General features: G+C 34.5%; 15 protein-coding genes. 8 read left to right on the plus strand and 7 right to left on the minus strand.

What is annotated here, in order from left to right; all coding sequences use genetic code 11:
• Positions 1-77 precede the first annotated feature (77 nt).
• The gene (gene panM / locus MT391_RS18005; RefSeq protein WP_499499345.1) at positions 78-506 is read left to right on the plus strand and encodes an aspartate 1-decarboxylase autocleavage activator PanM; all 429 of its coding nucleotides are present in this window, start codon (positions 78-80) and stop codon (positions 504-506) included.
• Positions 507-666: 160 nt separating this feature from the next.
• Here panM and MT391_RS18010 read toward each other — a convergent pair whose 3' ends face one another.
• Together MT391_RS18010 and dusA are read right to left on the minus strand one after the other, a co-directional pair.
• Entirely contained in the window at positions 667-1,269 is a 603-nt protein-coding gene (locus MT391_RS18010; RefSeq protein WP_299667588.1) for a DUF4136 domain-containing protein, read from the minus strand.
• A gap of 32 nt (positions 1,270-1,301) precedes the next feature.
• On the minus strand, positions 1,302-2,294 hold the full coding sequence (gene dusA, locus MT391_RS18015; protein ID WP_499499346.1) for a tRNA dihydrouridine(20/20a) synthase DusA: 993 nt from the start codon (positions 2,292-2,294) through the stop codon (positions 1,302-1,304).
• Positions 2,295-2,401: 107 nt separating this feature from the next.
• Between dusA and MT391_RS18020 the strand changes: the two genes are divergently transcribed.
• From MT391_RS18020 to nadS, 3 genes are all read left to right on the plus strand, one after another.
• Positions 2,402-3,472, plus strand: a complete 1,071-nt coding sequence (locus MT391_RS18020) for a site-specific integrase (RefSeq protein ID WP_499499348.1) — start codon at positions 2,402-2,404, stop codon at positions 3,470-3,472.
• A gap of 94 nt (positions 3,473-3,566) precedes the next feature.
• A complete protein-coding gene (locus tag MT391_RS18025; protein WP_499499350.1) occupies positions 3,567-3,887 on the plus strand; it encodes a type II toxin-antitoxin system RelE/ParE family toxin in 321 nt (106 codons plus the stop codon).
• 15 nt (positions 3,888-3,902) lie between these two features.
• A complete protein-coding gene (gene nadS / locus MT391_RS18030; protein WP_028868480.1) occupies positions 3,903-4,202 on the plus strand; it encodes a NadS family protein in 300 nt (99 codons plus the stop codon).
• 386 nt (positions 4,203-4,588) lie between these two features.
• Here nadS and MT391_RS18035 read toward each other — a convergent pair whose 3' ends face one another.
• Both MT391_RS18035 and MT391_RS18040 read right to left on the minus strand, forming a co-directional pair.
• Positions 4,589-4,936: a hypothetical protein gene (locus MT391_RS18035; RefSeq protein WP_028868481.1), complete on the minus strand. Its 348-nt coding sequence runs from the start codon at positions 4,934-4,936 to the stop codon at positions 4,589-4,591.
• A gap of 739 nt (positions 4,937-5,675) precedes the next feature.
• Entirely contained in the window at positions 5,676-6,251 is a 576-nt protein-coding gene (locus MT391_RS18040; protein ID WP_028868482.1) for a recombinase family protein, read from the minus strand.
• A 585-nt stretch (positions 6,252-6,836) separates the two neighbouring features.
• Between MT391_RS18040 and MT391_RS18045 the strand changes: the two genes are divergently transcribed.
• Positions 6,837-7,334 carry a hypothetical protein gene (locus tag MT391_RS18045; protein ID WP_499499353.1) on the plus strand — a complete coding sequence of 166 codons (498 nt, stop codon included), beginning with the start codon at positions 6,837-6,839 and terminating at the stop codon, positions 7,332-7,334.
• A gap of 30 nt (positions 7,335-7,364) precedes the next feature.
• Positions 7,365-7,991, plus strand: a complete 627-nt coding sequence (locus MT391_RS18050; RefSeq protein WP_499499354.1) for an SEC-C domain-containing protein — start codon at positions 7,365-7,367, stop codon at positions 7,989-7,991.
• Between the two features lie 36 nt (positions 7,992-8,027).
• Here the strand turns inward: MT391_RS18050 and MT391_RS18055 are convergent, their stop codons facing one another.
• Together MT391_RS18055 and tnpA are read right to left on the minus strand one after the other, a co-directional pair.
• A complete protein-coding gene (locus MT391_RS18055; RefSeq protein WP_499499356.1) occupies positions 8,028-8,294 on the minus strand; it encodes a hypothetical protein in 267 nt (88 codons plus the stop codon).
• 210 nt (positions 8,295-8,504) lie between these two features.
• Positions 8,505-8,933, minus strand: coding sequence for an IS200/IS605 family transposase (gene tnpA / locus MT391_RS18060; protein WP_499499358.1), 429 nt, complete (start codon positions 8,931-8,933; stop codon positions 8,505-8,507).
• A 1,262-nt stretch (positions 8,934-10,195) separates the two neighbouring features.
• Here tnpA and MT391_RS18065 point away from each other — a divergent pair.
• Both MT391_RS18065 and MT391_RS18070 read left to right on the plus strand, forming a co-directional pair.
• Entirely contained in the window at positions 10,196-10,432 is a 237-nt protein-coding gene (locus MT391_RS18065) for a pyocin activator PrtN family protein (protein WP_499499360.1), read from the plus strand.
• Positions 10,433-10,857: 425 nt separating this feature from the next.
• A complete protein-coding gene (locus tag MT391_RS18070) occupies positions 10,858-11,511 on the plus strand; it encodes a Qnr family pentapeptide repeat protein (protein WP_499499361.1) in 654 nt (217 codons plus the stop codon).
• Between the two features lie 214 nt (positions 11,512-11,725).
• On the opposite strand, the gene MT391_RS18075 is transcribed toward MT391_RS18070, so the two are convergent.
• Complete coding sequence (locus tag MT391_RS18075; protein WP_499499365.1) at positions 11,726-11,863, minus strand: endonuclease; 138 nt, start codon at positions 11,861-11,863, stop codon at positions 11,726-11,728.
• Positions 11,864-11,867: the final 4 nt, after the last annotated feature.

Genomic DNA, 11,867 nt, shown 5'->3' on the forward strand with positions numbered 1-11,867 from the left:
TTTATTCAGACACCAGTAGCGTTAACTTTCCACTACATAATGAATAACATAACTAACAACCTAATAGTGAGACCTGTATGCGCCTATCCGTTTTCATTGCCGACACCCTATCAAATCAATTATTAATAGATTTACAGAAAATCTATGCAGGCCACCTTCCACCAGCAGCATTAACCGAACAAGCCATTGAAGAGCAACTAGTACAAGCGGATACCAAGTTATACGTAACAATGTTTAATGAGCGCCATATCGGTGCTGTAAATGTAAAAACCCAAGGTACAACGGCTATATTTTCACAATTATCTATTAGAGATCTAACTCGTCGACGTGGCGTTGGTAAGAATTTATTAAAGCAAATTGAAAAAACAATTACAGCGGAAGGTATTATACAAATTAAATATAACTTAAAAGAAGTATTGGAAGATCAGTACCTAGCAACTCAGGCCTTTTTCTCAGACAGCGGCTACACAATCAATAATCATATTGCAAGCAAGTCTCTTTGTTAACAGTAATTGGTTAACAGTAAGCAGTATTAAATAGATTACTGGACTATATCCGTTATCCGTTGCCATTCATCATTTGCACATTGAATGGCAACCGAGACACATTTGCTAAGTGTAATTTCAGCAATACAGTATGTACTACCTTTCCTTATTACTTTTCCGCCTATTTACCCGCTTGTGGGAAACCACCTAGCATCATACTCAGAATATATTGCATGCGTACCGAGCCGGATTCCATTCGATCTTGTTCTAAATCGACAAAACCTTGCACAGCAGAGCGCCAATAAACGGTTTTTTCTTGGTTATCTAATGCAGCTAGTAATAGAGACCCTTTTTCATAACGAGGATCATTAACATTACTACGTGTTAAACCTGGTAACAGTCCAAAGCGTTGTTGAATAGTTTGGTCGGCAATATCATCTTCTAGCGCAAATAAAAATCCAACAACTATATCAGCTTGTTTAGGATCCGCACGATATTGATATCCTTTACTACTCAAATAAGTGGTTATTTGGTTGCGAATATAACCTTTCAGCTGCTGCTGATTTTGTCCCGCAACACCTGACAACACCTGATTATATTGGTCGCTCCAAGTATAAGTAGTAAATGCGGGCAATACGTCAGGGGGATTACCACTGCTAACAATCATCAAACGCTGTGTGTTACTTGTTGTTTGCGCTGTTGCATCGGTTGTCGTTTGTGAGCTACAACCATAGAGAGCCAACTGAATACCAATTATAGCAAACAGTAAATATAATTTTTTCATCCTATTACCTCACCTTCGCTAACAAGTAGATCTTAATCTTCAATCACAAATGATGCTGCTTTTTGCATGACCTCAATACCAGAACCCGGTATATGACCATTTTCACTTAAATGACGACGCCATGCTCGTGCACCCGGTAAACCTTGAAACAAGCCTAACATATGTCGAGCGACACGGTTCAAGTGTACACCTTGGCTTAACTGAGATTCAATATAAGGGTACATTTTTTCTAAAACTTCAAAACGAGTTAATGGTACTTTGTCACATCCAAATAACTGCTGATCAACCGCACTTAAGATATACGGATTAGCATAAACCTCTCTTCCTAACATCACTCCATCTAAATGCTGCAAATGAGTTTCACAATCGGATAACGTTTTAATACCGCCATTAATGGCAATCGTTAATTCAGGAAAATCACTCTTTAATTGATACACACGTTCATAATCTAAAGGTGGTACATCACGATTTTGCTTTGGGCTTAAACCACTTAACCAAGCTTTACGGGCATGAATAATAAAAGTATCACAACCTTGTGCTTTTACTTTTTCTACAAAGTCACATAAAAATTCATAAGAATCTAACTCATCAATACCAATCCGTGTTTTAACCGTCACAGGCAAACCACTGGCATCCTTCATCGCTTTTACTGCATCACCAACTAATGCACCTTCGGCCATTAAACACGCACCAAAACGACCATTTTGTACTCGGTCAGAGGGACAGCCTACATTCAAGTTTATTTCATCGAATCCACGGTCAGCACCCGCTTTGGCAGCTTGTGCTAAATCTAATGGCGCTGAACCACCTAACTGCAAACTTACTGGATGTTCAGCAACATCTTTTTGTAAGTAATCTCCTTTCCCATATAAAATAGCACCTGTCGTGACCATCTCACTGTATAACAATGTATTTTTACTCATTAAACGATGGAAATAACGACAATATTGATCAGTCCAATCAAGCATCGGAGCAATAGAAAAGCGGTTAGTAGGGTAACTGCTTGATGTTTCAGTACTTATCATTGTTTTTGCTCACTTTGTTATCGGCTAAAAATGCCTTGAATTACGTTGAATTATGCTGAATTTCGTTCTACAGTACGCCTTAAGTACGCCTCATAGGAGTAGGACAAATGGCATCTTTTTCAATACAAACACGTACATTAGCAAATGGTGAAATTCGCTTTAAAGCAACCGTGACAGTAAAAAAGAACAGTTCGATCATACACAGAGAAGCCAAGACATTCAAAAGGAAAGAGCTTGCCAGGACATGGGGAAGAAATAAAACTTCAGAGCTAGAAGAATTTGGCATTAATCAATCCAAAACATCTTCGATTGGTGAGCTACTTGACCAATTTATAGATGCTCGAAATTTATGGGATAACACGGGGCGTACTAAACAGTATGTTATAAAAATGCTTCGTGATTGTGATATAGCGACAATCCAAAGCGATCAGTTAAAAACAAGTGATCTCATAGAGCACTGTAAGATCCGCAAAGCTACAGGCACCAAACCACAAACTATTTATCATGATATTGCATACTTACGATCCGTCATGAAAAAATCGTTACCCGTATTTAATATTAAATCAAGTCCTGAGATATTCGAAGAAGCAGTTCCAATACTTATCGATATGAAATTAGTTGGAAAAAGTACTAAGCGAACAAGAAGACCTACAGAAGATGAAATAGAAAGATTGAAAGAAGGCTTATTAAAACGCCAAGAGTTTCATGCTAACGGTAAGATGCGTATTCCATACATAGATATCCTCGACTTTAGTATTTTAACTTGTATGCGCATTGGTGAGGTCTGTAAATTACGCTGGGATGACTTAAACGAAGATCATAAAACCATTTTAATTCGAGATAGAAAAGATCCTCGAAAAAAAGAAGGGAATCACATGATCGCGCCATTATTAGGCGGCTCTTTTGACATTATAATGAAACAACCTAAAAGTAATGAACTTATATTTCCTTACAACTCACGAAGTGTCACTGTAGGCTTTCAACGAGTACGTAATACGCTAGGAATAACCGACCTACGCTACCATGACTTAAGAAGGGAAGGTGCAAGCCGGTTATTTGAAAAAGGCTACTCTATCGAAGAAGTAGCTCAAGTAACCGGCCATCGCAATTTAAATATTTTATGGCAAGTATACACCCAGCTATTTCCGCATAAATTACATGATAAATTTAATGAATAAAAATTAATTTAGTACATAGTACTACTGAAAGCATCAATATAAATATTGATTTAGTACATAGTACAATCTAAACTACATATAAATAGAGTAAATTATGTTCACATTTATTGAGCTTAGCGGTTTTAGTAAGCACAGAGAAAGTTTGTTAGTCGACGATGACTTTAAAAAAATGCAAGAAGCTTTAATAGAAAACCCAGAGTTAGGTAAAATCATAGCTGGTACAGGAGGGTTTAGAAAACTCAGATGGTCTAGGCCTGGCATGGGTAAAAGTGGCGGTGTAAGAGTTATATATTATAATCTTTCTGGATCTTCTGGCCGATTATATTTAGCCCTTATCTATCCAAAAAATGAATTAGATAATATTACTAATGAGCAAAAAAAGCAGTTGAGAAAAGTTTCTGAAAAACTTATTTAACAAAGGTTATATATTATGAAAGATGAGTTATTTGAAGATTTACTTGCTAGTGCAAATGAGATGCTAGATATTGAAACAGGCAGCAAAAATCCTGAGGAAAAGCATATTCATGTCTATGATACATTAGATGTCAAAGCAATTAGAGAAGCTTCAGGCAAAGATCGCAAAGAGTTCGCCGAAATAATAGGCGCAAGTTATGACTCAGTGTGCAGTTGGGAAAGTAAGCGCCGTAATCCATCAGGTGTAACAAAAAAGCTATTAACTTTAATCAAAGAAAACCCTGAAAAAATGGTTTCTAAATTAGAATTTTCTTAGATTGTCTTTCTTAATACTTAAACTGTGGTCATAAAACATTTAACTTATATTGCTTAATAACACGCTGAACCGTAGATACTGAAGTATCTATACACAGTTATTTCCGCATAAATTACATGATAAATTTAATTAATAAAAAGAAATAAACCGTTTGAAGCAAGACCTAAGCTATTATTTAATCTTTCTATCTATAGTTTTTTAATGGTTCACTAACCATGAATATGCATAGATCCTAGCTGAGCCTAATGAGGCTGTAGAATTACAATTACAACAAAATAACTAAAAATGAGTTCCTATAATGAACCCTAAACGCTTTTAATACTCTAGGTAATCACATTCTATGCGAAGCGTTGTGAATCCCTCACAAATGCTTTGTTATATTTGCTCTACCAACGTGATGATTGAGCCATGACTGAACGTGATACCTGCGCTTGATTGTCACCGGCTATAGAATTGGCTCTCTTTTTTATAGCTGTTGGTAAGGAGTTAGTTTCATCTTTTAAAATAAAACTAACTGCTTTCGGTGTCACTTTCTTACCATCAGACAATGTGATATCCAACTCATTCGCTACACTTGCTGTTACTTTCATATTTTTAAGTGAAAGGTAGATGCAAGCAACACGTACTTCTGGGGTTTTATCTGTCGAATTAAGCTCACCAATGAGAGTTTGAAGCTTTGCTATATCTTCATTTAAGTCCTTAACGACATATTCTAATAATTCTATTTCTTTCAAAATTTTCTCCAAAAACATAAAGCCAGTTTAAAGCTCTTACTGAACGAAGGCGCTTTGCGACAGAAAAGAACAACGACTCATACTCTCTAGTAACACCGCCACCCAGATAGTGATTGCAGGCGAGAAACATTAACGTCACCACTATAACCCCCTTTACCATCAACTTAAAGCTACAAGGCAAGCGTCCAACTCATTGCATTAACCTCACTCGCCCAGCGAAAAGTAACCCACCAAAAAATGCAGTTCTCAACCACGCAATTTATTATGAATAAGTAGACGCGGGCTTGTCCAACACCCAGATCAGATGGCGGCTACGCGACACCTATCATTGTTTGTTAGGCCTTAAAATACTCTGGTTCCCCACCTAACCATTTTGATTTGATGGACTTACCAGAAACTGTTTTGAGATATGATTGCTCAAAAAAGGTATGTACTAGTTTACAATTCGAAAGCACAATATTATTTTTAATTTTTAATGCTTCTATTTCATATAGGTGGTCACAGCCAAACTTACACAACGGCATTACAATATTTGGGCCGATTCGTTCATTAAAAGAGCACTTAGACCTTTTCTTTTTATGCGCAGTGATCAAAGAGCTACTGCTAAATTCATTATTGTTGTGGTTAAGTGATTTTGGCCACTAATTTAGTGGCCAAGTAGGTCATTTCCGTAGGGCGCTTTATGCTCTTTTGCGGGATAGAAGCCTATATTATTCAATTCGCTGTTACTCAGGGTTAATTAATAACAATTAACCTTTGGTTCTAATATATTTAACCTGTATTTCTTAATAACACGCTGAACCGTAGATACTGAAGTACCTAGATTGTTAGCTATTGTTCGTTGCGGTATTTTTTCTTTATATTCATTAATAATATCAGCCTTTAACCTCATTGAAGAAGATCTTCCTTCATAGACCCCTTTTGCTTTTGCTTGAGCAATCCCTTCCGCTTGACGCTGTTTCATTATGTCTCGTTCAAATTGGTAAACAGCACCAAGCATATTCAGCATCAATTCATTCATAGGGTTTTGTTTATTTGCCGAAAACACCATATTTTCTTTCAAAAATTTAACTGCAACCCCCTTATCTATAAAAAACTCAATAAGGTCTTTTAGATCCTTTAGATTACGTGCTAAACGGCTTATATCATGACAAATAACAATATCACCTGATCTTGCATGCTCTTTTAACTTAATAAGCTCTGGTCGATTTGTATTTGCTCCACTTACTTTATCAATAAATGTTTTATCAGCTTCGATGATTTGACGATCAGTATTTTGTTCAATAGTTGAAACTCGAAGATAAGCTAATTTCATTTCAGTCTTTTTGTATTCATAAGTTCAAACCCTAGAATAATGAATATTAAACATCATGTAAAGCCTAATAAATCATTGCTTTTGTATTCAAGCCACGACCGTGTTCATAAGCATACTTATAAATACAATAACCAAAGGTAATTAACTCGCAACAGTCGTTTTATTAATTGAATTGAACAGTTAACTTTTTCATAATGAAAAACGAAATAAAAAATAATAATCCCACCGTTAAATATACGCAACTAACTACCTTAAAACAAAAGATAATGTATAGGCGCTTAATGAATTAACAGATGCCTTAGTGCCGAGATTTAATTAGCTATAATTTTCCTCATATATCAACAGCTCACGTTTCTCTAAGCTTATCCTGTATATGCAAACGTGAAATATAAAACAAAAAAGTGATTAAAAACAATTGTTTACACGAAAATTACAATGTTGTATTGTCTGTTAAGCGGTATCGATAATGAATAAAGGATCTTACAAAAATGAGAACTAAAATAATCAGAAATACGTTTAAAAATACAAATAAGAAAAGCAAAATAAACTATAAGCAAAAGTCACTTTGTTATTAAGCTATTTGTTATGACCAAACAAGAAAATAAAATATTTGATAGAGACAGACCTACAACTATTTCAATTGGACTATTTGCATTTATTTTGAAAATGAATGTAAGGGATCATAAATACACAACGGAAGATGTTTATAACTTATTACCAGAAAGTATCATTACTTCATATTCCCTTGCCCATAGGCGTTCATTAACTTACCGAATGCATAGAAAACTAGTGAAAATAGGTGGTGCTTATGAGCCAGTTAAAGATCGTAGAAATAAAAAAAGATATAAGGAATATCGTCTCAAACAATCAAAAATTACGGAAATTATTGATAGTACAGATCATCCTAAAACACTCAAAATAGAATTAGAGAAAAGTAAACTACTTTCCGAGCGTAAGGAAATATCTAAAGATAGAAACCGAAAAAAAGATGAGTTTGATCGATGCGATAAAAAACTATCGGAAATAAATGAAAAAATAGTGGCCCTTTACAGTCAAATAAAAAATAATTTTATTTTTAATTAATATTTAACTAAATTATAAAAAGTTGGAAATATGAATTTTATACAGCAAAAAAAGATACCTAACATAACACCTCAATTCTTTCCGTGCATTAATAACAAAAACGTTCAAACTATTCCTATTAAAAAGTTTGAGTGGGCAAGAGATAAAAACTGCAATCTTAATGCGCAAAATTATACTGACAATTATGGTGGTAAATTACAGTTAGGTTGGCGCTACTCGTCTCTTGGAAATGTACTCCTACGAATCGTCGCTCATTGTGTAATTAAAGATGATGATGGAAAGTTATTTTGTGTTACACCATCTGAAAATGACTATGAAAAAACAATAAATTTTATTCCAGACGATTCTATCATTGAATATAATGGAAGATTACCAAGTTACACTATCCCTATAATAAATAATACTTTGATTGCCGAATGGGCAAAGCTTGAATGTTTACATTCGGAAGTCAGGATGAAGTATTCAAGTCGACAGTCTTTATCTGATAACACTTCAAGTGTGAAACTTACTGATGAAGATAGTCTTAAAATGACTTTTATAAACAAGCGATTTCACGAATTAATTCAAAAAGTCGAATTATTAGCACTGAATAGCTACCAGCCAAATGATTTATGCCATTGTGCTTCGGGATTGAAATTTAAGAAATGTTGCAAGTAATCAACTGAAGTCATTGGTGGGTTGCTATTCTGACCACTAGCTATGGGGTAAAATAGCAATATTTTCTATTTCGCTAATAACCCTCTTCGAATTAGAAAGACAAGTCGTAATAGCATCCAAACCGCCTGCCGTTTGTATTGATACAGGTTGTTTAGGCAGTTTCTCTACGCGTAAAGCACGATGTTTATAGTAATTGGAGATAGAGATACGATGGTGTTGGCAGAATTGAATATTAGTGCCACTGAAATCGTTACTCTGCTGAAGTGGTTGTTGCCACTGGGCGCTTGTTCTATAGGTTTTCATGATCTGCTCCGAATTTATAATTGAGCAGGTATTTTTAGACAATCAACACATTGATGCTAGGTGTACTTCGCTAGACGCTTACTATTAATTTAATTGAACAGTCAACTTTCTCATAATGCAAAATGAAATAAAAACTCAACAACCACCTACTAAAGTAGGTGGGTTAGTTTTACGGACTAAAGTCCGGATACGGGTCAAAGACCCGTTGAATTAACCTTCCGTTCTAAAGTTATCGTCACCTTTAACTTCAAAGTGGTGTTCTAGATATTCTTTAATCATTTCTTCGGTAACATCTCCTAATGTTACACAGAAATATCCTCTGGCCCAGAAATGACGTCCCCAATATCTATTTTTAAGATCTGGGAAACTTTCAAATAATTTAGCAGATGACCGCCCTTTAATTCTTCTCATTATTTCACTGGGTGCCATATTCGGTGGTGCTGAAACTAAAAGATGAACATGATCCTTACTCACAACGCCTTTTAAAATCTCAATTTCAAAGGCATTACATGTTTGCCGAACTAATTCTCTTACTTTCAAACCAACATCACCTTGTAATACTTGGTATCTACATTTAGTAACAAAAACAAAGTGATATTGAATTTTAAAAACTGTATGGCTGCCGTATCTATAATCCATAACTACCTCCTAACACTAATAGAGAGATTATAGCTAAAGCTGACCGGCTAAAGCCGATGGTTTTAACCTTTTAGGTGACTAATAAAAGAAGACTCTTCATAAAAAATATAATTTAGTAGTAATAATCAGTAATTTTTAACACCTTAAAAAGATAATAAAGATACGATTCCCCCTCCAAATCTGAAATTATTTTTAAGATAAAAAGCACACAATTTTAGAATAAATAATTATCACAATTAATTTTTACGTATTAATAAATTGTACGAAAAAACGCAAAAAATCCATCGTACAAATAGCATGTAAAAAACACTAAAAACCTATAGTACGAAATTGAGTGTAAAAAAACCTATAGTAACGAAATTGCATGTAATTATTTTAATTTCTGGTAGTAACGAAATTGCATGTAGTTTCGTTACTATTAGATTAGGTTAGAAATGCTAATTTCATAATGTAATTCTTGCAGATTTTCTCATGTCTAGAATGAAAAATTTCAGAGAGTTTCTAACACTTGATACAAAAAGATTCACAGCGTAGTTTTTTATAAAAAATTTAATACTAAATAATGTTCGTAAAACACTTGAATTACTAAGCAAGAATCGAAGATAAAATAGTCTCTAATGACCCATGCAAAATTTAAAATAATTAGTACGATTAAAAATCTAATAATCACTATTTTTAAATCTCAAAATTGTTGAGCCCTACGTACAAAATATAAAAATAATTAATAGGATTAAAAATACTTGATTACTCACAAAGCTCTGCCATATGAAGAATTTTAAAGTGATTTAATTTCAGGTGGTTAAATACACAATATTAAGATGCTTTAATAAGTTTGGTGATTTTGAACGTAATCCTTGAATTAAAAATGGTAATAGAACAAGAATATGCCGTATCCATTGAGCTTGTTGCTATTAGGACAGCCACTATAGCGGCTGAGCTTTATACGTAATCAGGTAAAAATAAGATAACAACTGCTTTTCAAGCTAAAAGCAGATCTACCTTACATTTAAGAGTAAATATTTAAAATAAATTTCGAATTAATTTTAAATCTCGCCAATAAAATCAACTTCACTCCTTATTACACCGCATCACACACAGAACAAATCTCACATAAAAACTCATATCCAATTGTTTTTAAACAAAAAAATAAATTGTTCTATGTGAACTTTTTGCGAAAATACCCAGGAGTTTGGAAATTTAAGACCTCGTGTTTTACTAGTTATATGAAAAGCATTTAATGACGTTAATTATTAGAGGATCTTATGGAAACTACATTTGCACTACTAGCTCGTTTCGGCAGACCGTTTATACCACTTGAAAAAATTAGTGAAGAATTCTTAGGCCTTAAACCTAAAAAAGCAGAAAGCCAAGCAAAGGCATGTACTTCGCCTTTCCCGACATTAAAGCTACGTAACTCAGAACGCTCCCCAACCATGGTTAAAATCGAAGACTTAGCCGCTCATATTGACAAAAAGTATGCAGAGTCGCAAAAACTCTGACATTCAGTACAAACGCGATAAAGATAGCTAATTCATGACAGATGAAATGAAAGAAATTTATGGATTAGTAATAACTTCTCTCTCGGCTTGTGCCCCGAGACAAGCTAGGTAACCAACTCGCTAACGCCCCCCCAAGCGAGTTACAAATCTAAAAGTTAAAGGCACCATTGGTATGTTTAATACGAATACATTGCTTCGTATTAATGAAAAGGCAATACAAACACATCAATTCGCGTTATTACAAAAGTTTTTTCCAGATACTCGCTTCAATCAATGCCGAAGAAAACGGCTCAGCGGGGCGGCTAGGCGCCTTAAAATCGGAATTTAAGCTCTCTTTATGCTGTTGATTTTAAAGGGGGTAATAAATTGGATTTTTACTATTTACCGATGATAGTCTTAGCTAATAATTCATTTGGAGAATATTAATGAGCAGCAACCAGACCTATCGTGAACACGACTTTTCACAACAAAACTTACAAGATACAATTTTTGAAAACTGTCATTTTTATCAATGTAACTTTAACCGTACAGACTTAAGAGATGCAAAATTTATAGATTGTAAATTTATCGAGGCAGGAGACCGAATTGGTTGCCAATTTAATTACGCTGATTTACGCGATGCCAGTTTTAAACAATGCAAATTAGGCATGGCTAACTTTCAAGGTGCAAATGGCTTTGGGGTTGAGTTTAGAGAATGTGACTTACAAGGTGCGAGCTTTGTAAAAACAAATTTTGTAAACCATATCTCAAATCAAAGTTATTTTTGCTCTGTTTATATCACAGGCTGTAATTTGTCTTATACCAACTTTGAAGGGCAATGTATTGAAAAATGTGATTTATTCGAAAACCGTTGGACAGGTGCCAATTTACATCGCGCTTATTTTAAAGGTTCTGATTTAAGCAGAGGAGAGTTTTCAGAAGACTGTTGGACGCAATTTGACATTCAATACTGTGACCTAACAAACTGTGAACTATACGGCTTAGATCCACGCAGAGTTAATTTAAATGGTGTAAAAATATGCGATTGGCAACAAGCGCAATTGTTAGAACGACTAGGTCTTGTTATTTTACCTAGTTAACGTGGCATGGTTTCTCAACGTTATGTGAGGGAGATGAAATCACCTCCCAAATTGATATAAACCTAAGTCGCTTTGTGCCCCTTTGTGAGATAGAAACCAAGGCTCTAACGCCCCCTTTCCGACTTAATAATGACAATTTAAATGTACGATGACGATTGTCAAATTAACAGAAAGGTTGTCTTGGGCCATATTTAAATAACCCATGTTTTAGTTCTTATTCACAACCTCTTTGTACAAAATTATTATTATTTTTCTGAATGTCTGCAATATATTTTTCACGTATACACTCCCAAGCACTCACCGGATACATCTTATCCCAAGCAGTCATTAACTGCTTTTGTGATCTACTCATGTTA

The organism is Vibrio sp. 1-Bac 57, assembly GCF_037546855.1.
Taxonomy (GTDB): Bacteria; Pseudomonadota; Gammaproteobacteria; order Enterobacterales; family Psychromonadaceae; genus Psychromonas.

Excerpts from the sequence above, each read along its gene's own strand:
- panM (WP_499499345.1), top strand. The coding sequence starts at position 78 with ATGCGCCTATCCGTTTTCATTGCCGACACCCTATCAAATCAATTATTA.
- MT391_RS18010 (WP_299667588.1), bottom strand. The coding sequence starts at position 1,269 with ATGAAAAAATTATATTTACTGTTTGCTATAATTGGTATTCAGTTGGCT.
- dusA (WP_499499346.1), bottom strand. The coding sequence starts at position 2,294 with ATGATAAGTACTGAAACATCAAGCAGTTACCCTACTAACCGCTTTTCT.
- MT391_RS18020 (WP_499499348.1), top strand. The coding sequence starts at position 2,402 with ATGGCATCTTTTTCAATACAAACACGTACATTAGCAAATGGTGAAATT.
- MT391_RS18025 (WP_499499350.1), top strand. The coding sequence starts at position 3,567 with ATGTTCACATTTATTGAGCTTAGCGGTTTTAGTAAGCACAGAGAAAGT.
- nadS (WP_028868480.1), top strand. The coding sequence starts at position 3,903 with ATGAAAGATGAGTTATTTGAAGATTTACTTGCTAGTGCAAATGAGATG.
- MT391_RS18040 (WP_028868482.1), bottom strand. The coding sequence starts at position 6,251 with ATGAAATTAGCTTATCTTCGAGTTTCAACTATTGAACAAAATACTGAT.
- MT391_RS18045 (WP_499499353.1), top strand. The coding sequence starts at position 6,837 with ATGACCAAACAAGAAAATAAAATATTTGATAGAGACAGACCTACAACT.
- MT391_RS18050 (WP_499499354.1), top strand. The coding sequence starts at position 7,365 with ATGAATTTTATACAGCAAAAAAAGATACCTAACATAACACCTCAATTC.
- MT391_RS18055 (WP_499499356.1), bottom strand. The coding sequence starts at position 8,294 with ATGAAAACCTATAGAACAAGCGCCCAGTGGCAACAACCACTTCAGCAG.
- tnpA (WP_499499358.1), bottom strand. The coding sequence starts at position 8,933 with ATGGATTATAGATACGGCAGCCATACAGTTTTTAAAATTCAATATCAC.
- MT391_RS18065 (WP_499499360.1), top strand. The coding sequence starts at position 10,196 with ATGGAAACTACATTTGCACTACTAGCTCGTTTCGGCAGACCGTTTATA.
- MT391_RS18070 (WP_499499361.1), top strand. The coding sequence starts at position 10,858 with ATGAGCAGCAACCAGACCTATCGTGAACACGACTTTTCACAACAAAAC.
- MT391_RS18075 (WP_499499365.1), bottom strand. The coding sequence starts at position 11,863 with ATGAGTAGATCACAAAAGCAGTTAATGACTGCTTGGGATAAGATGTAT.